Source organism: Asticcacaulis sp. P2_C5 (assembly GCF_056404555.1).
Genome location: NZ_JBFUDU010000013.1, coordinates 77,633 through 101,537, shown reverse-complemented (window position 1 = coordinate 101,537; position 23,905 = coordinate 77,633). Strand labels below are relative to the sequence as shown.

Sequence of the window (23,905 nt, the reverse complement as noted above, 5' to 3'; positions counted from 1 at the left end):
CCGCATTAAAACATAACTATATTCGCCGGCAATCGCCAGCCGCACAGGGATCCATGTCATGACCTATAATCTTGAAGCCCGCCCGGAGTCGCAGGTCAGCACCGGCCACGACCAGAATAACGTCGAAGCCGTCACCAAACTGGCCAATGGCAACTATATCATCAGCTGGAACGGCGGCGACGCCCTGCCGACAACGACCGTCGGCTGGTACTGGGCCGACGTCTACACCCAGATGTATGACGCGGACGGCAACAAGATCGGCACGCAACAACTGGTCAATACCGTCACCGACGAAGATCAGTCGGCGTCGCGGATCATCGCCACAGCCGACGGCGGCTATATCGTCGTGTGGGAATATGATCAATACGATCCGGACTCCATTCCGGCCGAAACCTTTGTGGTAACCCACCAATCGATCCGCGCCCAGCGCTTCGACGCGGCCGGCAACAAGGTCGCCTTCAGCGCCGCCTCACCCGATGCCGGCGAAGTCGTTCTCTCGACCGACAACCTTTGCTTCGCGCCGGTCACGACAAGCTTAAGCGACGGTACGTCTCTGATCGGCTGGTTCAGCAATTCGCCTGACGGCACGACCACCACCCTGGTCTATCAGCATTTCGCCGCCGACGGCCATGTTATCAGGACGAGACAGTTCGACGCGACCAACTTCAATGCGTTCAAGCTGACCAGTCTGAATGACGGCACCTATCTGATGACCTATTCGGCGATCAAGACGGGCACGACGACCCAGCTCGACGTCTATGTTCGCCACTACTCTGCGACAGACATTGCGTTGGGAGCTGCTGTTCAGGTCAACACCTTCGCCGTCAGCCAGCAATATGCGCCTTCGACCACCATACTGGCCGATGGCGGCTATGTGATCGCCTGGCAAAGCAATACGCAGGACGGTTCGGGCTACGGCATCTATGGCCAGGCTTTCGACAACGCCGGGGCCAAGGTCGGTGTGGAATTCCGCATCAATACCTTTACAACCAACAACCAGACCCAGGTGCAACTCCAGGCCCTGGAAGACGGCAGCTTTGTCGCCGTCTGGGGCAGCAGCCTGCAGGACGGCAGCGGTGCCGGCGTCTATATGCAACACTACGCCGCGGATGGTACGGCGATCGGCGTCGAGACGCGCGTGGCCGATGAAACCGCCGGCAATCAGTACAGCGCGCGGGTCACCGCCGTCGACGGCGGCGTCATGATCGCATGGAGCGGTCTCGATAGCGGCGGCCACATCAGCGCCTATGAGCGCCTGTTCCAGGCAGCGGGGACACATGGCGACGGCGAGGGCAACCTGTTGAATGGCACGACAGCCGGCGAGTTCATCTATGGCGAGGGTGGAAACGACTCGCTGTACGGCAGTGGCGGCGGCGACACTCTGTTCGGCGGCAGCGGCGACGACAGTCTGGCCGGTGGCGACAACGTCAGTGACCGTCTGGTAGGCCATGACGGCAACGACGTCCTGGCCGGTGGCGCGGGCGGCGGCGATACCTTTGCCGGCGGCCTGGGCGACGATACCTATCAGGTTTATGAAGGTGGCAGCGTGGTCATCGAAGGCGTCAATGAAGGCCATGACATGGTCTGGGCGACGGCCAGCTATACCCTGGGTGCCAATCTGGAGGATTTGCGGCTTTTCACGGGCGACGCCTATGGCACCGGTAATGCCCTCAACAACCAGATCGAAGGCAATAATGGCAACGACATGCTGGACGGTGGACTGGGCAACGACACCTTGCTCGCTTTCTTCGGCAGCGATTCCCTGATCGGCGGCACAGGCAATGACTCGCTGGACGGCGGCGTGGGCACCGATACCCTGGCCGGTGGCGTGGGTAACGACACCTATATTGTCGACGATTTCGGCGACGTCGTCGTCGAGATCAGCAGCCAGGGCACGGATATCGTCTACGCCTCGGCCAGCTTTGTCTTGAGCAGCAGCGTCGAGAGCCTGGTCCTCACCGGCAGCGGCAACATCAACGCCACCGGTAATACCACCAACAATACCCTTACCGGCAATGACGGCAATAACGTTTTGGACGGCAAGGCCGGTCTCGACAGCATGACCGGCGGGTTGGGCGACGACACCTACTATGTCGACAATATCGGTGACCGGGTCTACGAGTCCGACCTGGGCGGCACCGACACGGTCTCCAGCACCCTCACCTATGCCGCCGGCCAATATATCGACAATATTATCCTGACGGGCTCGGCGGATATAAATGCGGCGGGCAACTCGCTCAACAACGTCCTGACCGGCAATACCGGCAATAATGATCTGAGCGGCGGCGGCGGCGCCGATACGATGACGGGCGGGGCGGGCAACGACACCTACACAGTCGACAACGCCGGTGATGTCGTCGTTGAAACCGCCACCGGTGTCGACGTCGTCAATTCCAGGGTCAGCTTCGATATCGGCGCCAATTTGATCGAAGGCGTCAACCTGATCGGGGCTGCCCACGTCAACGCCTATGGCGGTACAGCCGGCCGCGCCGAGACGCTGAATGGCAATACGGGCAACAATATTCTGGATGGACGCGGCGGCTCAGATACCATGGCCGGCGGCCTGGGCAATGACAGCTACTATGTCGAACGCACCACCGATGTCGTGACGGAAAATGCCGCGGAAGGTACGGACCTGGTCTATTCCACCGTGACCTACACCCTGGGGAACAATTTCGAGACTCTGATCCTGCAGGGGGCGGGCAATCTCATCGGCACCGGCAATACGCTCGACAACAGCCTGACGGGCAATACGGGCGCCAACAGGCTGCTGGGCCTAGACGGCAATGACTGGCTGGACGGCGGCACGGGCAATGACACCCTGACCGGCGGCCTGGGCAACGACACCTATATCGTCGACAGTGCAGTGGATAGTATCGTCGAACTGACCGGCGAAGGCACGGACACGGTGCAGGCCTCGGTTTCCTACACCCTTGGCGCCGCGGCCTATGTTGAAACCCTGACCCTTACGGGTGCCGCCGACATCAATGCCACCGGCAATGCCCTGGTCAATACCGTCAATGGCAATAGTGGCAACAATATCCTCAATGGCGGCGCCGGCGCCGACACCATGGCCGGCGGACTGGGCAATGACACCTACGTCGTTGACGATGCCGCCGATGTGACGGTCGATGGCAGCACCGGCGGTACGGGCGATACCGTCAATGCCTCGGTCACCTACGCCCTGGGCGCTTCGGCCTATATCGAAATTTTCAACCTGACCGGCGCCGGCAATATCAACGCTACAGGTAACAACATCGCCAATACCATCACCGGCAACAGCGGCAATAACAGCCTGGATGGCGGCAACGGCGTGGATATCCTCACTGGCGGCGCGGGTAACGATACCCTGATCGGGGGTTCGAGCGCCGACACCTTTATCTTCGGCTTGGGCAGTGGTCAGGACGTCATCAACGACTTCAAATCCAGCCAGAACGACCTTGTCAATATCCACGCCTACAGCAACGGCGTGGTCAATGGCGGCGGTGTCACCCTGACAGCCCAGGGCAGCAATACCCTGATCGATCTGGGCGGTGGCAACACCATACTGGTGCTCAATATCGCCCCCAATGATGCTGCCTTCCTCAGCCATATCGTCTGGTAAGGTTAGGGGCCGTACTCGATTAGGATTTCGCCGTGATATGCAGCGATATTGTCCAATTTCAGAAGCAAAGCCGCAACAAGGGTGAGCCCCTTGCAAGGCTTGGCACCGCCCAAATGGACAATTTTCGCCATACCCCTTCGGGGCGCCGCGTAATTGCCGGTTGGCGGCGTTGAAAAGTCCTTGGGGTGTTTACACCCCAGCGGCCTTTTCGCCTGGCCAGCCAGCAATTACGCTGGCGTCACGGCGGAAACCTAATCGAGTACGGCCCCTAGTCCAGGGTCGAGCGATACCGCATCATGGCGACGGCCGTTGCTGCCACAATAAACAGCAGCAACGGCCAGATATTCGGCCACATGGCGTGGAAGTCCGAACCCTTCAGCATGACCGAGCGCACGATGCGCAGGAAATGAGTCAGCGGAAAGACCTGGCCGATGGCCTGCGCCCAGCCCGGCATGCCGCGGAAGGGGAACATGAAACCCGACAGCATCATCGACGGCAGGAAGAAGAAAAACGTCATCTGCATGGCCTGCATCTGCGTCCGCGCTATGGTCGAGAAGGTAAAGCCGACCGCCAGGTTTGCGATGATGAACAGCGCCACGCCGAAGGCCAGCAGCCAGAATGAACCGATAAACGGTACGTGGAAGACATAGGCCGACGCCAACAGCACGATCGACGTCTGGATCAGCCCGACGCCGACATAGGGCACAATCTTACCGACCATGACCTCCCACGGCCGTGCCGGCATGGCCAGCAGGTTCTCCATATTGCCGCGTTCGGTTTCGCGCGTCATGGCGATGGAGGTGATCATGATCATGGTCATGGTCAGTATGACGCCCAGCAGGCCCGGCACGATATTGTACTGAGAAATGCCCTCCGGGTTGTACATGCGGTGGACGACGATATCGACCGGAGGCGGCCCCTGGGCCAGGCCGGCCCAGGGACCCTTCAGGTCCTGTTTCAGCGCCGATTGCGCAATCAGCGATATCTGGCCCACCGCGTTGGACGCCGCCGACGGGTCCGACGCATCGGCTTCGATCAGCATCTGCGGCCGGTCGCCGCGCAACAGATCGCGTGTAAAGCCTGCCGGCACGGTGACGACAAAGGCCGCTTCGCCCGATTGCAGTGCCTCGGTGCCTTCCTTGGCACTATGCACCTGACCCTGGATATCGAAATAGGTCGAGTTCTGCATGCCGGCGATGATCGACCGTACCTCCGTGCTGTCGTCTTCGAGATACAGCAGGGTCGGCAGGTGGCGCGGATCGGAATTAATGGCGAAGCCGAACAGGGTCAGTTGGATCACCGGCACCATAATCATCATGCCGAAGGTCATCCGGTCGCGCCGCATCTGGATGAATTCCTTCAGCAGTATGGCGAAGATACGGGTCAGCGGTGCGAACATGTCAGGCCCCTACCGAATTGTCGACGGACGTGCCCATCAGGTGGATGAAAACATCTTCGAGATTGGGTCGCGCCTGCAGCCAGGTGATCCCAGGCGCCTGGCCTTCGCGAGCAATGAGCTCCCTCAGCTTGGTAAGATCGCCGCCCGACAGGTGCAGAGCATTGCCGAAATAGGCGATGTGGTCGGCGCCTGGCTTGCCGCGCAGGCGCTCCATCAGGTCGCGCACCCCTGCCCCTTCGGCGATGAAGGTATAGAGGCCGCTGCGGTCGATAATGTCGTCAACGCGACCCTGGGCCATCAGCTTGCCATAGGCGATATAGACGATCTGGTCGCAGCGTTCGGCCTCGTCCATATAGTGGGTGGAGACCAGGACGGTCAGGCCTTGCGCCGACAGGCGGTGGATCTGATCCCAGAAGTCGCGCCGCGCCTGCGGGTCGACGCCGGCGGTCGGCTCGTCCAGCATCAGCATTTTCGGACTGTGCAGGGTGCAGGCGGCGAGCGCCAGGCGTTGCTTCCAGCCGCCGGAAAGCGTGCCGGCTAGTTGCTTCTGACGGGTCGCCAGGCCCAGCTGTTCCAGGGTCTGGTCGACGACCTGCTTCTTGCTGCGGATGTCATACAGGTTGGCGACGAATTCGAGATTTTCGCGAATGGTCAGGTCTTCCCAATAGGAAAACTTCTGCGTCATGTAACCGACCTGGCGCTTGATCTCGCGACTCTGTTTCAGGATGTCATAGCCGAGGCAGGTGCCACTGCCGGAGTCAGGCCTGAGCAGGCCGCACAACATGCGGATGGTGGTGGTCTTGCCCGAGCCGTTGGGGCCGAGAAAGCCCCACACCTGGCCGCGCGGCATGGCGATGTCGACATGATCGACCGCCGTGCGCTTGCCGAAGGTCTTGGTCAGGCCCTTTACGTCGATCGCAAAGTCCATCACAGGTTCACATCAACCGGTTGGCCGGCATGCAGGGCCTCGGGTTTGTCAGGGGTTACCTCGATCAGGAACATCAGCTTCTGCCGCTCCTTGACGCTGTAGATGACCGGTGGGGTAAATTCGGCATTGGGCGCGATAAAGCGCACCCTCCCCGACTGCGCTGTACAGCCATCGCAGCCGACATGAACTACGGTACCGACCTTAAATTTCGCCAGTTCGCTCTGCGGCACGTAAAAGCGCACGAACGACCGACCCTTGGGGCGTACGGTCAGGACTGGCGATCCAGCGGCGACAAACTCCCCCGGTTCGCGCAGCCGCTCATCGACCTGTCCCGTCAGCCGCGCCCGCACCGACCGGTCGTCGACCGTCCATTGTGCATTGGCGACATCGGCCGAGGTGGCAGCCGCCTGGGCCTGGGCCGCGTGCTGCTGGTCCTCGCGCGCTGCCAGTTTTTTCTTGGCGATCAAGCGGTCGATATTGGCCAGGGCCGCCGCTGCCGACTTGGTCGCCGCGCGTAATTGATCCATCTGCGCCGCCGAAACAAAGCCCTTGGGCTCCAGTTGGGCGTAGCGCGCCTCATTAGCCTTGGCCAGATCCAGGGCCGACTGCGCCTGGACACGTTGGGCCAGCAACGGCGCAATATCGGCCTCGCGCGCCCCCTTGGCCAAATCCTGCGCCTGGGCCGACGCCGCCTCGGCGCGACTTTGCGCCCCGGCCAGGCTGTTGCCGGCCTGGCTGGAATCCAGTATGAACAGAAGTTGGCCATCGACAATCGCAGCACCGCGATCGACATCGACCGTGGTCAACCAGCCGGATTGCGGTGCCGCAATGGTCACCGATTGCGCCTCGACATAGCCGCTGAAACTGCTATCGGGCGTTTTCGAGCACGCGCCCAAAGCCAATAAACTCAAGGCGATAAACCAGGTATTACGCAAAGTACTACACATGTCCCAACCCCTTCAGAAATACCTTGATGTGCGCCTTCAGATATGGCTCCGGCGCAAATGGCACCGGCTCGGCGGACGCGAACACCAGCGACCACAGCACGGCCTTCAGCACCGGCGCGATGAACAGATGCGCCGCCATTTCACCCGTCACATCGCTGATCTCACCGCGGTTTAACGCCCGGTCGAACAGGGCCGTCAGTGCCTCCAGCATTACCCCAACCACCTCGCGGCGATAGAAAGCAGCAAGATCGGGGAACCGGCCGGCCTCGGCAATCAGCAGCTTCGGATAGATGGGCAGTTTGCCGGTCTGGATCGCAACGCCCGCCATGTCGGCAATGCGCATCAGGGCCGGTTCCAGCGGTCCGTCATAGCCTTTGAGAAATAGCGAGGCCAGGGCGACGCGCGGTGCGATATCGCGGCGGACCAGGGCTTCGAACAAGGCCTGCTTGGTCGGGTAATAGAGATAGACCGTCCCTTTGCTGACCCGGGCGCGGCGGGCGACATCCTCCATGCGCGCGCCTTCGAAACCGTGTTCGGAGAACTCGGACAGGGCCGCGTCGAGAATATCGGCCTGGCGCACTTCAGGGGCGGCGCGACGGGCTCTGAGGGGAGCGGATTCGTTCATATCGCTTCAATTCAGTACTGACTGGTCAGTACTGAATTACGCCGAACACGGTTACGAGTCAATTTCGCTTGTCAGAAAGCGTAAAGATTTTTGAACCGCAGATTTCGCTGATTGGCGCAGATTTTTCAGAGCTCTATCGGCAGCATGTTGTGTGACATTGTGCCGATTGACGGGCGCAAAGCGCCAAAAAGCTGACAGGCGCCCGCCACATGCCATTAAAGTTTTGAAAAATCTGCGTTAATCTGCGAAATCTGCGGTTTACCTATAGCTCGCGTCTGACCTATATCTTCAGGAACCAGCGCTTGACGTAGAAGGGCGTCAGGAACAGGCCGCATACCATCACCACGCCCAGGGCGAACAGGAAGGACATCAGATAAGGATCGTGCACGACACTCAGCAGCCAGGTGGTGATCTTGCCGGCCAGACCGCTGATATCGAGGAAGATCGACAGCAGCCAGGCGAAGACATAGACCAGTATGGCATTGGTGCCGAAGACGCGGATCGGCACGGCCCACGCCTTGAAGCCGAGCCGGTCCATGACCAGCATCAGCACCGAGAGCAGGCTGAACGCAAAGCCGACGGTCAGAAGGGCAAAGCTCGGCGTCCACATCTTCTTGATGATCGGCACCTGGGCGTCCAAGGCGAGTGCTGACAGCATCAGCAACAGCCCCGCCAGCAGGACGTTAGGCCACGCGTTGCGCGGCGTCTTGGCATTGATATACAGCCCCATCAGAATACCAGCCAGGATATTGAACACAGCCGGCAAGGTCGACAACAGGCCCTCAGGATCGTAGGTCTTGGCGCCGCTCCAGATGTGATCCAGGCCGAACACAGCGCGATCGATCCAAGCAGGCCACGAGTTTTCCGCGTCCCAAAGATTGACACCGAAGCCGCCGGGCACAGGAATGTATTTCAGGATCGCGGCATAGGCTGCCAGGAAGCCGACAGCCCACAGGGCCAGAGCCCGGGCGTGCAGAACCAGTCCGCCCTTTGCGTCGACGTGCGAATGCAGAACCACGAGGCCCGATGCAATCGCATAGCAGACCCCGATCCGCTGCAGTACACCCGGAAAGCGCCAATGGGCAAAGTCAAAGCCCGGCAACAGATTGAGGAACAGGCCGATGCCGATAATGATCGCCGCCCGGCGCAGGGCATGAACGAGCAGCGCCGTCTTACCGCCTTCCTTCATCCGCCTTGCCAGAGAAAGGGTCATGGACAGACCGACGCAGGTCATGAAACCCGGAAAAACCATGTCCGTCATGGTAAAGCCATGCCATTCAGCGTGATCCAGCTGGGTATAGATATGCCCCCAGTCGCCGGCATTATTGGCCAGCAACATGCCGATAATGAACAGCCCACGCAGGATATCCAGCGCTTCGAACCGTGTCGAGGGCGCCGCCGCAGGCTTTGCGGGCTTTACCTTTTCACGTTTCCTGAATTCGATAACCTCAGCCGGCATGTGGCGTTGCTCCCCTTTTGGGTTTCCCTGTTTTCCGGTGACCCTAATGCAAAGCCCGGACCAATTGAAGACCTTTCGCCGATGAAATATTTCTAAACGCCTCTTGCCGATAAAAGGAAATTCGCCTAGCTTTCATCTAAATGTGGTAATAATCGCTACCACACTGATTTCCAGGGGGAATTCCATGAATCGTATTCTGCCGACAGCGATGCTGTCTGTTGCACTGATTGCCGGCACGCCAGCCTTGAGCCAAGCCCAAGCCCTTCCGACCGTTCTCAAGATCGACAAGCCGGCGGCGGGAACTTCTATCTTGATCGCCGTGCCCGAAGTATCAATGGCGTTGCTGACCACCAGCGGCCCCGATCCAAAAGAAGAGTGGACCCAGACCGCCAAAAAATTCCTCAATACAGCCGCATTAAACGGAATTAAATCACGCGGTTATGACGCCGTATCGGTCGATCCAGCGGCCTATGAAGGTTCGCGCGATCTTCAAATGCTAAAGTTGAACGACGCGGTGACCTCGGCTATCCAGTACACTACCTACGTAAAGCTGCCGACCAAGACAAGCTTCGATTGGACCGTCGGCGAAGGCGCCGCAGAATTGCGCCCGGAAGGCGCCGCGACTCCGGCCGCTTACGTCCTTTTTATGAACGCTACTGGTAACTATGTATCAGGCGGCCGCATTGTCGCAGGCGCTATTCTAGCCGCTGTTTCGGGTGGCGGAGCCGGTGGAGCTTACATGTCCGGTGGTGGACAGACCATAACCGCGACTCTGGTCGATCTTAGTACCGGCAAGATCGTTTGGTACAAGACGGCTGCCTACTCCGGAATGACGGATTTGCGCACCGAAGCGGGCGATAACGAAGCGATGGACAAGTTGTTCAAAGACTTACCGCTATAGGCGCCGGTCATGTCTATCCGCACATTTTACAATAGGGGACTCCCGCCCCTGATTAAAGCCTGCTTGCTAGCATCGGCATCTGTCTTCGCTAGCGTGACGTCCAGCATGGCTCAGAGCGAAGCGCCTTTGGTCGTTAGCCTGAGTAAGGACACGCCTGAACGGACGCCAGGCTTAAAACCAGATCCCAAATCCCTGGAAGGCGGCATCTGGGGTGAAGCCGCAAAGGCCGAACGCGAAGCCAAGACGTCGGGTGAACGCAACAGCGATCCGGCCCTAGAGGCCTATGTCAGTGGCGTCGAATCCAGACTGGCTGGGCCGTTTTCCAGCGACATTCGGTTATATGTCATGGATCGTCCCTTCTTCAATGCCACTGTCAGTCCCAACGGTTACGCCGAGGTCTGGTCGGGATTGCTGCTACGGGTCGAAACAGAAGACCAACTAGCATTCGTGCTTGGCCATGAAACCGGTCACTTCCGCCATTCGCACAGCCTGAAACGTTATCAGGAAATGAAAAATGGCCAGAATGCAGCTCTGGCTGTGTCGCTGGTCATTGCGGTCGCTGGTGCTGCGGCTTCGGCCAATGCCACGTCTTACCAGTCGCTCAACAATATCAACGGCATAACGAACGGGCTGATTAACGTCACCTATTTGGGTACGGTCGCCGTGCTGATGAGTTATTCGCGCGAAACCGAGGCCCAGGCTGACGCCTACGGTTTGTCGTACGCCTCTCAGAACGGCTATTTCCCGGGCGCCGGCGGCCAATTGTGGCAGGCCCTGATCAATGAAACGGCCGCTTCGGATTCTGACAAGGTGCGACGGTCCGGTTCGCGTAACAATATCTTCGGCAGTCACCCTCTGGAACGCGATCGTGTCGACGCGCTCAACAGTCAGGATCGCCAGGCGCACGGAGGCATGGTCAGTACGCGCACCGAGGCAGACGAAAAGCTTGCCCGCCTCGCCTATCGCGGCCACATCCGGCCTTTCCTCGGTCGCTGGCTGAAGGATGACCTGCGTCGCAAGGACTATGGCCAGACCATCTTCGTCATCAATCGCCTGGCCATAGACGGTGAGGACGCGGGCGTTCTCAGCTTTTACAAGGCCGAAGCCTATCGCCTGCGCGGCAAGCCGGACGACTTGAACGCCGCGTTGGACTGTTACCTGACAGCGCTGAAAGCGCCCGATGCACCGGTCGAAACCCAACGACAGCTGGGCGACCTCTACCGTCGCATTGGCAATCCTACCGCCGCCCTCGCCGCCTTTAACGCCTACCTGGCCGCAGCGCCTGATGCCGAAGATGCTTGGATGGTCCAGGACCAGATTGACACCATCAACAAAGCCGCAGCCGCTGCCGCGCCTGCTGCTACGACAACGTCGCAAGGGGAGTGACCACATGAAACGTCTTATTGCCTCCGCAGGCCTGCTGTCCATGCTGGCCCTCAGCGCATGCGTACCTACGCCGGTCCTGGCGCCTCAGGGCCAGTTCACAGCCGGTACGGCCAACGCCAACCTGGATCGCAACTGGTCTGATATGACCAAGATGTGGGGCGCCGGCATCGGCAAAAAGGTCCATATCCTGACAATCGACGGGCTGGGGCTCAATCGTCTGCTGGTCTCGGAAGGCCTGACGGCGGACGATCCCCTGACCATCAATCCGATGAAGGGCGACACCAAGACCAATCGCGCACTGCGCGGCAAGGCCGACATGTCACTGTCCGAACAAATGGAGTTCGTCTCGGGTTCGATTGCACAACTCGATTACCACAAGGTCGAGGTCGCCAGCCCGAAACCTGTCACCATCAGTGGTGTCAAGGGCGTGCGTTTCGAACTGACGGGGGTGACGACGGAAGGCCTGAACGTCCGCGGCCTGGCCCAGGCAGTATCGAAAGGCGGACTGAACTACTATGTTGTCTACCTTGCACCGGCAGAGCACTATTACGACGCTAACCTGAGCAATGCTATCGCGGTAATGGACAGCGTCAAGCTTCCATAAAACGTCTATGAAGCGTCGCCAGGCGATGGCCGGTCTTGCGTCGGCACTATCCGTGGTCTTGATAGCCGGCTGTGCGCGGTCGGATGACATCTGCATTGTCCGTACGTTCGATGGCAGCCGTTTCAGCGTTTGTTTTTATGACCCTGGAACGTGCGATTTGCGCCTGGTCCAGGCCGATGATCATGGCGTGGCATTGCGCGATTTCACGCGTCTGACAGCCTATCTCGGACCTCGGGCGAAGTCCGTCCGATTCGCCATGAACGCAGGCATGTTCGATGCCTCCGGCACGCCCATCGGGCTCTATATCGAAGACGGTGTCGCGCGCCATCCGCTGAACAGTGGCGACGGCGACGGCAATTTCTATCTAAAGCCTAATGGCGTGTTTTTCGTCGCCGCCGACGGCCGGGCCGGCATCGAGACCTCGGAGGCTTTCGCTTCACGCGCCAGCCCTCCGCTCTGGGCGACGCAGTCCGGTCCAATGCTGGTGATCGATGGCGCGTTCAATCCGCACATCTCGCCCAACGGGACGTCAACCTATGTCCGTAATGCCGTCGGGGTACATAAAGACGGTACGGCCGTCTTCATTATCAGCGAGGAACCCGTCTCGTTCGGTCGTCTGGCGCGTTTCCTGCGTGACGGGCTGAACTGCACTGACGCCCTCTATCTCGATGGCGCGGTCTCCAGCCTGTGGGTGCCGTCGCAGAACCGCCGCGACGACCGGGCGAAACTTGGGCCAATGATCGTCGTAACAGAGGCGGCAAGGTAGCAGGCTAATTCCCGCCGATCTTGCTGCCCTTCACACGGACGTCACTGTTGCTGTCGATATTGACGGGTCCACCCGAAATATCGATCTGACCGGATTTGCGCATACGGATCTGCGCCTTGCCGGTGGCCAGTACAATCTCGTCGGTTGCCGTTAGATTAAGCGACCTGACCGCCGGCCGGGTGGCTGAATTCGTCTGGGCTTCCAGGTTCGCAATTCGGGCCTCCAGCGCAGCAACCCGCGCATCGCCCGTATCGCCATTGGCGACGCCGGCCATCAGACCACCCGCAATAATGGCACCAACGACGCTGCCGACGGCAAAGTGAGTCCACGCTTTCATAATTGATCTCCTGAAAATACGAACAAAATACAGGCCGACGATAGCGCGGGCCTTCGCCAAATCCAAGCCGGCAAGGCATGTCATGTTGACCTTACATTTTTTCCAATGTAAGGTTGACATGACATTGGCGGACATGTAAGGTTGACCTTACATTCACTGGAAACAAAAACCGCCATGAAAAATCTCTCTCCCCTGCAAACCTACATGCTGGGCCTGGGCTTCTGGATGAGCCTCTATGCCCTGACCATCGTCTTCAACAACTATTACTTCGTCAAGCACGCCTTTGGCGAACCCCAGGCCCCGGCGCTGTATCTCTTCGCCGTCCTGCCGGCCCTGCCTGTCGGCGGCAGCATCTGGGTCATCCTGCGCTACATGAACAAGTGCGACGAATATTTCCGCGCCATCCTGACCAAGCGTTTCGTTCTGGCCACCGGCCTGACCTTGTTTGTCTGCACGGCTTACGGCTTCCTGGAAAACTACGCCGGCGTGCAGCACTTCGACCTCTATTACGTCTGGGTCTTGTTCTGGGTCGCCCATGGTATCGTCAGCCCCTTCGTCCGGAGCAGCACATGAAACAATGTCTTCGTGAACTGCGCACTGAAATGGGCCTGACCCAGGCCGACCTCGCCGCCAAGCTGAACGTCTCGCGCCAGGCGGTGATCGCGCTCGAAACCGACAAGCACATCCCCTCGCTCGATCTGGCCTACAAGATTTCCGCCGTCTTCGACCGCCCGGTGGAAGCCATCTTCGAAAACCCCTACCGAAATTAATCCCTAAAATCTAAAGGCAATCCCATGTCCACGCGCATCCCGGCGGAGCGTGCCCGCCCCAACCTTGTCCAAACCCACCGCGCGCTCCAGCTCTGCAGCTATGCCGGTGCAGCCATTCTCCTGACGTTCCCGCTCGCCGAACCCGGTCATCACACCCTCAAGACCGTGATCCGTTTCACCAGTGCTCTCATCATCACCCTGCTTCACTAAGGATACCGCCATGACCAAGCCCAAAGGAATATTCGCCCGCCCCGCCGCCCTGATGGCCATCATCATCGCCATTATCGTCGCGGTCAGCGTCGGCCAACACGCCAAGGCCGCCACGCCTTTTCCCGACCCTGCGACCGAACGCTTCAGCGTTACCGTCACCGGTTCAGGCCCTGACGTCATCCTGATCCCCGGCCTGGCGTCGTCGGCCGCCGTTTGGGACGGCACGGTCGCCAAACTCGGTGGCCACTACCGCCTGCATGTCCTTAACCTGGCGGGGTTTGCCGGCGAACCGGCCGGCGCCAACGCCACGGGCGCCGTTATCGCCCCGTCCGTCGAAGCGCTCGACGCCTATATCAAGGCCAACCATCTGCAGCACCCGATCATCGTCGGTCATTCCATGGGTGGACTGATGGCGCTGATGCTGGCCAGGTCTCACCCGGAAGACACAGGCAAGCTGGTCATAGTCGATGCCCTGCCCTTTGTCGGCCTGATCTTTAATCCAAACGCCACAGTGGCGGCCATGACGCCCCAGGCCGCCGCCCTGCGCGACGGCATGCTGGCCACCCCGGCCGATGCCTTTGCCGCTCAGCAAAAACAGAGCACCGCCCGTCTCGTCAGCAAGCCCGCAGATATCGAACGTGTTACGGCTTGGTCTGTGGCGTCGGATCGCCGTGTCTTCGCCCAGAGCTTTTACGAAGACCTGACGACGGATCTGCGTCCTGAGCTGGCGGCCATCGCGACACCCGCCGTGATCATTGTGCCGGTCGCCTCGCAATACGGCATGACTGCCGACGCCACCCTGGCCACATACAAAGCCGCCTATACCGGCATGCCCAATGTGACCTTCACACCCGTCGACGCCAGCCTGCATTTTGTCATGCTGGACCAGCCGGAAACCTTTGCCACGGCTTTGGAAGGCGCCCTCAACTAACCTATAGGGCGCGTTGATAGTTCACCAAACCCGGAAAGTCCGCCACCTTGTCGTACAGTGACCGCGCCCGGCTGTTATGGTCATGCGTCACCCAATAAAGACGTGTCGCGCCTTTCGCTTTCGCCGCGTTCGCAACAGCTTCGATCAAGGCCCGCGCCACACCCTGGCCGCGGGCCGCTTCGTCGACATAGAGATCTTCGAGATAGCAATAACCCTCACGCGCCCAGGTCGAGCGGTGGAACAGATAGGCGGCAAATCCGACCAGCCGGTCGCCATCCCTGGCAACGAACAACCCCATAGGTTCCGCCGGATCGAGGAACCGATCGAAGGTCAGATCCGTCAGATCGTCCGGCAGGGGATTGTTATAAAAGTCGAGATAGGCCTGCCACAACGGCAGCCATTCGGCCTTATCAGCCACCGTCACTGGATTGATACGCGCCACTATAAATTTTCCTTATTGAAAATAAAACAACAATCAATTTTCATTATGCCGCTACGAAACATAATCTTCTCCTGTTACCGACCTGAGGAGAGTTACCATGTCCGAAGCCCCCCAATGCCCTTACCACATGACCACCACGGCCGGCGCGCCGATCGCCGATAACCAGAACAGCCTGACCGCCGGCCCGCGCGGCCCGGTCCTGCTGCAGGACTATCAATTGATCGAGAAACTGGCGCACCAGAACCGCGAACGTATCCCTGAGCGTGTCGTCCACGCCAAAGGCTGGGGCGCTCACGGCACCTTTACCGTCACCCACGACATTTCGAAATACACCCGCGCCAAAATCTTTTCCGAAATCGGCAAGGTTACGCCGCTTATCACCCGGTTCTCCACGGTCGCTGGAGAACTGGGCGCTGCCGATGCCGAACGCGACGTGCGCGGTTTTTCCGTCAAGTTCTACACTGAGGACGGCAACTGGGATGTCGTCGGCAACAACACGCCGGTCTTCTTCATCCGCGATCCGTACAAGTTCCCAGACTTTATCCATACGCAAAAGCGCCACCCAAGGACTCACCTGCGCTCGGCAACGGCCGCCTGGGACTACTGGTCGCTAAGCCCGGAAGCCCTGCACCAGGTGACCATCCTGATGTCGGATCGCGGCATTCCGGTATCGCCCATGCATATGGACGGTTTCGGCTCGCATACCTTCAGCTTTATCAATGCCGGCAGTGAGCGCTTCTGGGTCAAGTTCCACTTCAAGACCCGCCAGGGCAAGGTCAATCACAGCAATGCCGAAGCCGCCGCCCTGATCGGCCAGACGCGCGAATCCTACCAGGAGGCGCTGTTCGGCGCCATCGAAGCCGGTCGCTACCCGAAATGGGATCTCAAGGTGCAGATCATGCCGGAACTGGAGGCGGATACGACGCCCTACAATCCGTTCGACCTGACCAAGGTGTGGCCGCATGCCGACTACCCGTTGATCCCGGTCGGCGTCCTGGAACTGAACCGCAATCCGGATAACTATTTCAACGAAATCGAGCAGGCCGCCTATTCGCCATCGAATATCGTGCCGGGTATCGGCTTTTCACCGGACAAGGTCCTGCAGGCGCGGATATTCGCCTATGCCGACGCCCACCGCTATCGTCTCGGTACCCACTACGAAGCCCTGCCGGTCAATGCGCCCAAGTGCCCCGTCCACCACTACCACGCCGACGGGTCGATGCGCTTCTTCGACAACTTCGCCAATCCGGACGCCTATTACGAGCCCAACAGCTTCGGCGGACCGGCCCAGGCACCGGAGTATCGCGAGCCGCCGCTGCGCATTTCGGGCGACGCCGATCGTTATGACCACCGCGCCGGCAATGACGATTACAGCCAGGCGCGCGCCCTGTTCAACCTGTTCGACGCGGGCGAGAAACAACGGACCTGCGAAAACATCGCCGGGTCGATGAAGGGCGTACCATCCTTCATTATCGACCGGGCGCTCGGCCACTTCGACTTGATCGATCCTGCCTATGGCGAAGGCATCCGCGCCGCTCTAAAACACGGCGGCGACATTGAGGTCCGGGCTACGCGCGACCTGCCCTGATAATCAGGCCTTATACCAACCTGCACAGATTACTGAGACGAAGGTGCAGGTTGGTATTCGGTTTATTTTAGCTCAAACGCCGCATGGCTCCTCGCAAAAGCTCGGGCGGGCGGTCGCCCTTGCCAAACTGCAATGAGTCAGCATCATTGCAGTTTGGAATTCAATGCCCTCTTCGTAAACACGCCTATGGTCAGCCCGACCAGGACGATGTGGCAGAAGAGGGTATTGTAAAGCACGATCCCCATTTCCGGCGGGAACGGCGTATGTTTGCCGACATAGGCGCGCGACAAGGGCACCACGACATAGGTCATGACCAGGAACAGCCCCACGCCGTACGGCACACTGAACGCGATCACATGTTTCGCGATAAGCGGAATTGCCTTGGCGATAAGGTAGAAGACGATCGCCATCGCGACCGCCATGGCAAAATGCAGGGCCATGCCGACGACGAAGGTCCCCCAGCCACCGTTCTTGGCCGCCTCACCCATGATTCCGCCGGCGATCGACTGTCCGATCCGCATGGGCTTAGCGCCCCGCATGCCCCAGAAAATGAAAGCGTCGGTGATATCGAACAGACCGGCCAGCAATCCGCCGGTGACGACAGTTTGAATTCGGGTCATGAAACAGCCTCCCAGAAGTTATCCGGGAGGCTATTCCAATTTCCGGAAATGACGAAATGACTTCACCCGCGACGCAAGTGCATGGGTCCGCTTTCGTGGCGATGGGTAACTGCCCAGGCACTGACCAGGCCGACCAGCGCGATACCGATGACGCAGGCGGTGACCATGGCGGGCTGTGAATCACGATAGATATTGGCCATCAATATCCCGAACAGAGCCCACACCAACGCGCCGGAATAGACCAGGCTTTCGGTCAGCCACGCCATGACGCCGCCGAACAGGATCAATCCCACCAGGAAGCCCAGAGACACGCTGACATAGCTGGGGTCCAGGGCGTAGTAGCCGGCGACCAGGGTACTGGTGAAATTGACGAAGCAGGCCGCCGTCAGCCAGCCCGTCACCAGGGCCAGGGGTGCGAAGACCAGCAGTTCGTCGTCACGCGACAGCACCATGTCCTGACGCAAGCGCAACAGCCCACTGATACCGGTAATAAGCGCAATGAAGACCAGGGCGACACTGACCCAGTCGAAGCCCTCCATCGGGACCCAGACCTGCCACAGCGCGTTGACAAAGCCGATCACGGCGATATTCCACCCAACGGCGTGCAGGGCGCGATTATATTTCTGATCCGGCAGCATCTGCCAGACGGCCGCGATCAAAGCGAACAGATAGATGGCGCCCCAGATGGCGAAGGCGGGTGACCACGGCACCAGAGGATGGCTGGTCACTGCCGAACGCAGTTCGACATTGACGCCGAGATGCAGAAAATCGGTCAAGCGCGCGGTGACGATCGGGGCGATCGCAGCGAGCAGAATGACGAAGGGTTGCAGACCACGCCCGGGTGCGCGATCCCTGACAATATCCTGGGCCATGATGGGTCCTTATCCTAAAGAGAAGGCTTGGGGCCTGACAAAAAAAGCCGGGTTCATTGTGCCCCCTAACGCCGCTTTTCGTCGCGGCGCCATTAACTCTATGGCAAGGAATTCATAAAATTTCGATGGGTATGCGCGTCATCAAACTGGCCAACCGCCGCTGGCAGCGCGTATCACGCCTTCTTGACGAACTCTGTGCGCAGGACCAGGCCCTTGACCTTGTCGGCATTGCACTCGATCTCAGCCTCGTCATTGGTCAGGCGGATATTTTTGATCAGCGTACCGCGTTTCAGCGTGACGCCGCCCGAACCCTTGACCTTCAGGTCCTTGATCAGTGTCACGCTGTCGCCGTCGGCCAAACGCGTGCCGTTGCTGTCTTTTACGACAATATCATCGTCATCGTCGTGTGCCATTTTGCCCCGCTCAGCCGCTGTGTGTCTGGAATGGCCGATCCCTACAGGGCGCGGTCAGTCGTGGCAATAGCCCTCATTCGCCGCCACAACGATACAGTCATGCTTGCCGGCCAGCCACTTCATGCCGGTATCTTCCCCCGTGCCCTTACGGATCGTGAGGACCTGGCCGTCGCGCGTAAAGGCGATGCCATTGGCTGTCGCCTTGCCGGTAAAGTCGCGTGGTCCGTCGAGATTGGCCACCGTGACAAGATAGTCGGGCCCTTGGGGGGTGACGGTCAGGTAGGTGCCTTCGGGTCCGGTCCACTTACCGGTGAAGCTCGACAGGTCTGCCGCCGACTCCAGCGCCGAGGCTTCGGCGGAGGTAATTGAGGCCGCCGCGGACTCGCCGACGTAGCTGGTGACCGTTGTCGTGTTTGTCGTTGTGGTTTCCGTCGTTTCGCTCTTCGGCGAGCAGCCGCCAAGTACTGCGATAGCCAGGCCCAATGTCAGAAAGCCGGTCGTTTTCATGAATAGTCTCCATACTCTGTTGCCGGAAAACTAGGCCAGGGCCTGACCCGATGTCCATGTCGCGACTACGCGGCGTTTGTAAAGGCCCGATATGGCATGACCGTTTTTTGACAGTGTCACTTTACCGTATGGCGATTGACAGCCTGCCGCCGGTCTGCTCCGTTCACCGCGCACCGCTTTCGGCGATTCAGTCCCCTTCCCAACTCAGGATGTTCATCATGTTCAAATGCGAAGCCTATGCCGCGACGAGCGCCGATCAGCCGCTGGCGCCATTCGTTATCGACCGTCGCGAGCCCCTGGCCGAGGACGTGCAGATCGACATCCTGTTTTGCGGCGTCTGCCATTCCGACCTGCATATGGCGCGCAATGAATGGGGCATGAGCGTTTTTCCGGTCGTTCCCGGCCATGAAATCGTCGGCCGCGTCGTCAAGACCGGCTCGGCCGTCACCCGGTTCAAGGCCGGGGACCTGGTCGGTGTCGGCTGTATGGTCGATTCCTGCCGCACCTGTCCAAGCTGCCGCTCCGGCCTCGAACAATATTGCCAGACCGGCAACACCCTGACCTATGGCTGGCCCGACAAGATTTCCGGCGGTGTGACCCACGGCGGCTATTCGGGCGCCGTCACCGTTGCCGAAAGCTTCGTCCTGAAGATGCCGGAAAATCTCGACCCGGCCGGCGCCGCGCCCCTGCTGTGCGCCGGCATCACCACCTGGTCGCCCCTGCGCCATTGGAAGGTCGGCCCGAACCAGAAGGTCGGCATTATCGGCCTGGGCGGCCTCGGTCATATGGCGGTGAAATTCGCCCATGCCTTCGGTGCGTATGTTGTGCTGTTCACCACCTCGCCCGGCAAGATCGAGGACGGCAAGCGCCTGGGCGCCGACGAGGTCGTCATCTCGACGGACGCGGACGCCATGGCCGCCCAGGCAGGTTCCTTCGACTTCATTCTCGACTGTGTCTCGGCGCCGCATGACCTGAACGGCTATATCGCCTGCCTCAAGTTCGACGCCACCATGGTCCTGGTCGGCGCCCCCGACAAGCCGGCCGAAGTCATAGCCTTCGGACTGATCATGGGCCGCAAGACCCTGGCGGGCTCGATGATTGGCGGCATTGCCGAAACCCAGGAGATGCTGGACTTCTGCGGTGAGCACGACATCGTCAGCGACGTCGAGGTCATCCGCATGGACGAGATCAACACGGCTTACGACCGTATGCTCAAGTCCGATGTCAAGTACCGCTTCACCATCGATATGGCGACGCTTTAGCCAGGCGTCGCGCTCTGCGTGCGAGTGCCCAGAGCGATCAGCGGCACTGCAATCGCATAGACGACAATCACCGACAGCCAGATGGCGCCGGGCCACGCCTTTTCGACCGCAAAATACAGCGTCGAAAAGCCCAGCGGCGCGACGATCGACGCCAAGCTGACGGCCGAGGCCAGGACACCCTGGAACTGGCCCTGACGGGCGGCATCGACCTGGCGCGTGGCCAAGGCCTGAAGCGACGGCGTGCCGATACTGCCCAGGGCGAAGACCGGCATGATGGCGAAGACGATCCAACCGTGGTGCGCGAAGGCCATGACGGCCAGGGCAATAGAGGCGCAACCGATGCCGACGAAAACGGCTCCGCGTTCGCCGAACAGTTTGGCCGCCGGCCCTGGCAGGAAGGCCTGCACCGCAGTTTGGCAGAGACCGAACGCGCCGAGCGACAGGCCAATCCACAGGCCATTCCATCGAAACGCGTCGAAGCCCCAAAGCGCCCAGCAGGTACCGTAGACCTCGCCTATGCCGCTCATGATGAAAAATACCAATATGACCGGCAGAAGTCCTTTCAGCGACAAGGCCCAGCGCAGCGGCCGCAACGGGTTGAGCGCAGCCAGGTCGATCTTCCGGCGGACGGGCGTGTGCGATTCCGGCAGCACGAATAGAGCCAGCAGCAGATTGCCGGTATTGAGTACGGCGGCGGCGATGAAGGGTAGCCGCAGTCCATGGTCGCCGAGCAGCCCACCCAGCACGGGCCCAATGATAAAGCCGGCGCCGAACATGGCGTTGAACAGTCCGAAGCGGCGGGCGCGTTTGTCTTCGGGCGAAATGTCGGTGATATAGGCCATGGCGACCGAGACATTGGCACTGGTCAGGCCGGCAATGGCGCGGCCCAGGACGAGCATCCAAAGCTGCGGCGCGAAGGCCATGATGAGGTAGTTGACCGCCGCTCCGGCCAGGGAGATGAGCAGCACGGGACGCCGGCCCAGCTTGTCGCTCAATGCACCCAAGACAGGCGCAAAGACGAACTGAATAACCGCGTACAGCGCCGTCATGATGCCGATATAGGGCGCGATATGCTGGCTGTGCGTCACGTCCGCCAGCAGCCGAGGCAGAATTGGGAAAATCAGCCCTATGCCGACGGCGTCGAGACAGATTGTGGCGTAGATAACGGCGAGCGACCCGTTCTTGGACACTTTCTGGGGCATTTAATATACTCGATATAACTTTGTACTTAGTATATTTATCTACACTTTCGACACATGGCCGTCAACGAAAAATCTGTACTCAGTATAAAAATCGGACTATCCATAACCGCATGTCCTCGCCAGTCTCCCCGGAACCATCGGACCTCCGCGCCCGCAAACGCTTTGCCACGCGGCGCGCCATATCGGCCGCTGCCGACCGTCTGTTCCGCGAGCGCGGCTTCGAGAACGTTACGGTGGATGAGATCGCGGCCGCTGCCGATGTCGGGCGGATGACCGTGTTCAACTACTTCCCGCGCAAGGAGGACATGTTCTTCGATCGCGACGAAGAGGTGCGTAACGTCGTGCGCGAAGCCCTGCGCCAGCGCACGCCCGGTACGTCGCCGATCGAGGCCCTGAGCCGCCTCCCTCATCGGCTGGTGGCCGAGCAAAGGCCCTATGTCGATTTTTCCGCAAATAGCCAGGGTTTTGTCGAGACAGTCGAGCGCAGCGAAACCCTGAAGGCGCGAGCCCGGGCGATACGGGATGAGATCGCGCAGATGGTTGCGGTGGCGCTGGCCGAAAGCGCCGGGCAGAGCCCTGACGATCCCGACGCCCACCTGGCAGCCGGCCTGCTTCTGGCGACCTGGACCGTGGCCTTTATCCAGGCGCACCGGGTCTTCCGGGAAACCCAGGACAAGAAAAAGGCTAAAGCCGCCTTTCTCACCATTATCACCCAGGGGGCCGCCGCCCTGACCGCGGCCTTAGCCTATACGCCATACGTGAGCAGTCAGGAAACAAGTCAAGAGGACTGGACGTTCGGCATTTAATATGCTGCCCTTCGCACTGCACAATCGATCCGGGGTCAGATGATGAAGCCAGCCACCCGACAGACATGGCGTATCCTTTTGGCACTGACAGTTGGACTGGCCACCGGTATTGCCTGGGTGCATTACGGCTGGGGCGGGCTGGAAACCGCCAAACGGATCGCGGACTTTACCGGCGGGCTGTGGCTCGACGGCTTGCGGATGACCATTATCCCGCTGATTGTCGCGCTGCTTATCGTCGGCATAGCCCGCACAGCCGACGAAGCGCGCGGCGGACGACTGGCCTTCCAGTCCGTCGGTCTGTACGTCATCCTGTTGTGGATATCGACCGGGCTGGCCGCCATCCTGATGCCGTTGCTGCTCGATTACTGGCCCCTGCCCGCTTCGGCCGCTCGCGCGCTCAGCGAGGGCATCAAGACCTCGAGCGAGACCGCTGCCACAGTCCCCGACACGCTGGCCTTTCTGCGCACCATCGTGCCGACCAACCCGATTTCCGCTGCCGCCGACACCGCCCTGTTGCCGTTGATGTTCTTCACGACGGTGTTTGCTGTCGCGGTCACCCGCCTGACCGCCGAAGCGCGCGAGCCGATCGTCCGCTTCTTTGCATCCATCTCCGACGCCATGATGATCGTCGTCGGCTGGGTCCTGTGGCTGGCGCCGATCGGTGTCTTTGCCCTGGCCCTGACGCTCGGCGTCAATGCCGGAACCGCCGCCATCGGCGCCCTGCTCCACTATATCGTCGCCATCTCATCGATCGGCGCCGTTGCCTGGCTGCTGGCCTATCCGCTGGCTTTGTTCGGCGGCCGCGTCGCACTCGGCAAGTTCATCGTCGCCACCGCACCGTCCCAGGCCGTGGCGCTGAGCACCCAATCGTCGCTGGCCTCCCTGCCGGCCATGCTGCGAAGCTGCGAGGCGCTGGGCGTCTCCGAAAAGATCGCCGGCGTATCGCTGCCCATCGCCGTCGCCATATTCCGTATCACCAGTCCGGCGATGAATTTGGGCGTCGCCATCTATGTCGCCCACTGGCTGGGCATACCGTTGAGCCCCGCCACCCTGATCGCCGGCGCAGTCGTGGCCGGCACGACCACGCTGGGCACGGTCAGCCTGCCTGGCCAGGCCAGTTTCCTGACCTCGATCACGCCGATCTCCGTCGCCATGGGCGTGCCGCTGGCGCCGCTCGGCCTGCTGGTGGCGGTCGAGATGATCCCCGACCTGGTGCGGACCGTCGGCAATGTCACCATGGACGTGGCCGCCGCCACTTTTATCAAGCGGCTCAACACGGACAAGCCGGACGCCCCGGCCCCCGAGCCTGCCCCCTAAAGACATCGT

The 23,905-nt window shown here is 60.3% G+C and carries 25 protein-coding genes; 13 read left to right on the top strand and 12 right to left on the bottom strand.

Going from position 1 to position 23,905, the window contains the following annotated elements; all coding sequences use genetic code 11:
- Nucleotides 1-58 precede the first annotated feature (58 nt).
- A complete protein-coding gene (locus AC1DXO_RS21045) occupies nucleotides 59-3,604 on the top strand; it encodes a beta strand repeat-containing protein (protein WP_476980154.1) in 3,546 nt (1,181 codons plus the stop codon).
- 268 nt (nucleotides 3,605-3,872) lie between these two features.
- Here AC1DXO_RS21045 and AC1DXO_RS21040 read toward each other — a convergent pair whose 3' ends face one another.
- From AC1DXO_RS21040 to AC1DXO_RS21020, 5 genes are all read right to left on the bottom strand, one after another.
- Nucleotides 3,873-5,003 (bottom strand): ABC transporter permease, encoded by a 1,131-nt coding sequence (locus AC1DXO_RS21040; RefSeq protein WP_476980153.1) that lies wholly within the window; start codon nucleotides 5,001-5,003, stop codon nucleotides 3,873-3,875.
- Nucleotide 5,004: 1 nt separating this feature from the next.
- The gene (locus AC1DXO_RS21035; RefSeq protein WP_476980152.1) at nucleotides 5,005-5,931 is read right to left on the bottom strand and encodes an ABC transporter ATP-binding protein; all 927 of its coding nucleotides are present in this window, start codon (nucleotides 5,929-5,931) and stop codon (nucleotides 5,005-5,007) included.
- Nucleotides 5,931-6,878, bottom strand: coding sequence for an HlyD family secretion protein (locus AC1DXO_RS21030; RefSeq protein ID WP_476980151.1), 948 nt, complete (start codon nucleotides 6,876-6,878; stop codon nucleotides 5,931-5,933). The genes AC1DXO_RS21035 and AC1DXO_RS21030 overlap by 1 nt, the downstream gene beginning before the upstream one ends.
- On the bottom strand, nucleotides 6,871-7,503 hold the full coding sequence (locus AC1DXO_RS21025; protein WP_476980150.1) for a TetR/AcrR family transcriptional regulator: 633 nt from the start codon (nucleotides 7,501-7,503) through the stop codon (nucleotides 6,871-6,873). The genes AC1DXO_RS21030 and AC1DXO_RS21025 overlap by 8 nt, the downstream gene beginning before the upstream one ends.
- A gap of 280 nt (nucleotides 7,504-7,783) precedes the next feature.
- A complete protein-coding gene (locus tag AC1DXO_RS21020; RefSeq protein WP_476980149.1) occupies nucleotides 7,784-8,962 on the bottom strand; it encodes an acyltransferase family protein in 1,179 nt (392 codons plus the stop codon).
- Between the two features lie 184 nt (nucleotides 8,963-9,146).
- Here AC1DXO_RS21020 and AC1DXO_RS21015 point away from each other — a divergent pair, with 184 nt between their 5' ends.
- From AC1DXO_RS21015 to AC1DXO_RS21000, 4 genes are all read left to right on the top strand, one after another.
- The gene (locus AC1DXO_RS21015; protein ID WP_476980148.1) at nucleotides 9,147-9,863 is read left to right on the top strand and encodes a hypothetical protein; all 717 of its coding nucleotides are present in this window, start codon (nucleotides 9,147-9,149) and stop codon (nucleotides 9,861-9,863) included.
- A 105-nt stretch (nucleotides 9,864-9,968) separates the two neighbouring features.
- Nucleotides 9,969-11,249, top strand: coding sequence for a M48 family metallopeptidase (locus AC1DXO_RS21010; RefSeq protein ID WP_476980147.1), 1,281 nt, complete (start codon nucleotides 9,969-9,971; stop codon nucleotides 11,247-11,249).
- A 4-nt stretch (nucleotides 11,250-11,253) separates the two neighbouring features.
- Nucleotides 11,254-11,853 carry a hypothetical protein gene (locus AC1DXO_RS21005; RefSeq protein WP_476980146.1) on the top strand — a complete coding sequence of 200 codons (600 nt, stop codon included), beginning with the start codon at nucleotides 11,254-11,256 and terminating at the stop codon, nucleotides 11,851-11,853.
- Between the two features lie 7 nt (nucleotides 11,854-11,860).
- Nucleotides 11,861-12,619, top strand: coding sequence for a phosphodiester glycosidase family protein (locus tag AC1DXO_RS21000; RefSeq protein ID WP_476980145.1), 759 nt, complete (start codon nucleotides 11,861-11,863; stop codon nucleotides 12,617-12,619).
- 4 nt (nucleotides 12,620-12,623) lie between these two features.
- Here the strand turns inward: AC1DXO_RS21000 and AC1DXO_RS20995 are convergent, their stop codons facing one another.
- The gene (locus tag AC1DXO_RS20995; protein ID WP_476980144.1) at nucleotides 12,624-12,956 is read right to left on the bottom strand and encodes a hypothetical protein; all 333 of its coding nucleotides are present in this window, start codon (nucleotides 12,954-12,956) and stop codon (nucleotides 12,624-12,626) included.
- A 174-nt stretch (nucleotides 12,957-13,130) separates the two neighbouring features.
- Between AC1DXO_RS20995 and AC1DXO_RS20990 the strand changes: the two genes are divergently transcribed.
- The 4 genes from AC1DXO_RS20990 to AC1DXO_RS20975 are packed head-to-tail and all read left to right on the top strand — an operon-like array spanning nucleotide 13,131 to nucleotide 14,867.
- A complete protein-coding gene (locus AC1DXO_RS20990) occupies nucleotides 13,131-13,529 on the top strand; it encodes a hypothetical protein (protein ID WP_476980143.1) in 399 nt (132 codons plus the stop codon).
- The gene (locus AC1DXO_RS20985; RefSeq protein ID WP_476980142.1) at nucleotides 13,526-13,726 is read left to right on the top strand and encodes a helix-turn-helix transcriptional regulator; all 201 of its coding nucleotides are present in this window, start codon (nucleotides 13,526-13,528) and stop codon (nucleotides 13,724-13,726) included. Before AC1DXO_RS20990 ends, AC1DXO_RS20985 begins: the two co-directional genes overlap by 4 nt.
- 24 nt (nucleotides 13,727-13,750) lie before the next feature.
- A complete protein-coding gene (locus tag AC1DXO_RS20980) occupies nucleotides 13,751-13,936 on the top strand; it encodes a hypothetical protein (RefSeq protein ID WP_476980141.1) in 186 nt (61 codons plus the stop codon).
- 10 nt (nucleotides 13,937-13,946) lie between these two features.
- A complete protein-coding gene (locus AC1DXO_RS20975) occupies nucleotides 13,947-14,867 on the top strand; it encodes an alpha/beta fold hydrolase (RefSeq protein WP_476980140.1) in 921 nt (306 codons plus the stop codon).
- 1 nt (nucleotide 14,868) lies between these two features.
- Here AC1DXO_RS20975 and AC1DXO_RS20970 read toward each other — a convergent pair whose 3' ends face one another.
- Complete coding sequence (locus AC1DXO_RS20970) at nucleotides 14,869-15,309, bottom strand: N-acetyltransferase family protein (protein ID WP_476980139.1); 441 nt, start codon at nucleotides 15,307-15,309, stop codon at nucleotides 14,869-14,871.
- Nucleotides 15,310-15,406: 97 nt separating this feature from the next.
- Here AC1DXO_RS20970 and AC1DXO_RS20965 point away from each other — a divergent pair, with 97 nt between their 5' ends.
- Nucleotides 15,407-16,897 carry a catalase gene (locus AC1DXO_RS20965; protein ID WP_476980138.1) on the top strand — a complete coding sequence of 497 codons (1,491 nt, stop codon included), beginning with the start codon at nucleotides 15,407-15,409 and terminating at the stop codon, nucleotides 16,895-16,897.
- Nucleotides 16,898-17,040: 143 nt separating this feature from the next.
- Here AC1DXO_RS20965 and AC1DXO_RS20960 read toward each other — a convergent pair whose 3' ends face one another.
- The 4 genes from AC1DXO_RS20960 to AC1DXO_RS20945 all read right to left on the bottom strand — a co-directional run bounded on the left by AC1DXO_RS20960 (nucleotide 17,041) and on the right by AC1DXO_RS20945 (nucleotide 19,309).
- Nucleotides 17,041-17,517, bottom strand: a complete 477-nt coding sequence (locus AC1DXO_RS20960; protein ID WP_476980137.1) for a hypothetical protein — start codon at nucleotides 17,515-17,517, stop codon at nucleotides 17,041-17,043.
- 62 nt (nucleotides 17,518-17,579) lie between these two features.
- Nucleotides 17,580-18,389 carry a hypothetical protein gene (locus tag AC1DXO_RS20955; RefSeq protein WP_476980136.1) on the bottom strand — a complete coding sequence of 270 codons (810 nt, stop codon included), beginning with the start codon at nucleotides 18,387-18,389 and terminating at the stop codon, nucleotides 17,580-17,582.
- Between the two features lie 173 nt (nucleotides 18,390-18,562).
- Nucleotides 18,563-18,802 (bottom strand): alkylphosphonate utilization protein, encoded by a 240-nt coding sequence (locus tag AC1DXO_RS20950; protein ID WP_476980135.1) that lies wholly within the window; start codon nucleotides 18,800-18,802, stop codon nucleotides 18,563-18,565.
- A gap of 54 nt (nucleotides 18,803-18,856) precedes the next feature.
- On the bottom strand, nucleotides 18,857-19,309 hold the full coding sequence (locus AC1DXO_RS20945; protein WP_476980134.1) for a hypothetical protein: 453 nt from the start codon (nucleotides 19,307-19,309) through the stop codon (nucleotides 18,857-18,859).
- Nucleotides 19,310-19,527: 218 nt separating this feature from the next.
- Here AC1DXO_RS20945 and AC1DXO_RS20940 point away from each other — a divergent pair, with 218 nt between their 5' ends.
- Nucleotides 19,528-20,571 carry an NAD(P)-dependent alcohol dehydrogenase gene (locus tag AC1DXO_RS20940; protein ID WP_476980133.1) on the top strand — a complete coding sequence of 348 codons (1,044 nt, stop codon included), beginning with the start codon at nucleotides 19,528-19,530 and terminating at the stop codon, nucleotides 20,569-20,571.
- Here AC1DXO_RS20940 and AC1DXO_RS20935 read toward each other — a convergent pair.
- Entirely contained in the window at nucleotides 20,568-21,773 is a 1,206-nt protein-coding gene (locus AC1DXO_RS20935) for a TCR/Tet family MFS transporter (protein ID WP_476980132.1), read from the bottom strand. The two genes, AC1DXO_RS20940 and AC1DXO_RS20935, sit on opposite strands and share 4 nt — an antisense overlap.
- A gap of 110 nt (nucleotides 21,774-21,883) precedes the next feature.
- Here AC1DXO_RS20935 and AC1DXO_RS20930 point away from each other — a divergent pair, with 110 nt between their 5' ends.
- Both AC1DXO_RS20930 and AC1DXO_RS20925 read left to right on the top strand, forming a co-directional pair.
- Nucleotides 21,884-22,579, top strand: coding sequence for a TetR/AcrR family transcriptional regulator (locus AC1DXO_RS20930; RefSeq protein ID WP_476980131.1), 696 nt, complete (start codon nucleotides 21,884-21,886; stop codon nucleotides 22,577-22,579).
- A 39-nt stretch (nucleotides 22,580-22,618) separates the two neighbouring features.
- Nucleotides 22,619-23,896, top strand: coding sequence for a dicarboxylate/amino acid:cation symporter (locus AC1DXO_RS20925; RefSeq protein ID WP_476980130.1), 1,278 nt, complete (start codon nucleotides 22,619-22,621; stop codon nucleotides 23,894-23,896).
- Nucleotides 23,897-23,905 lie beyond the last annotated feature (9 nt).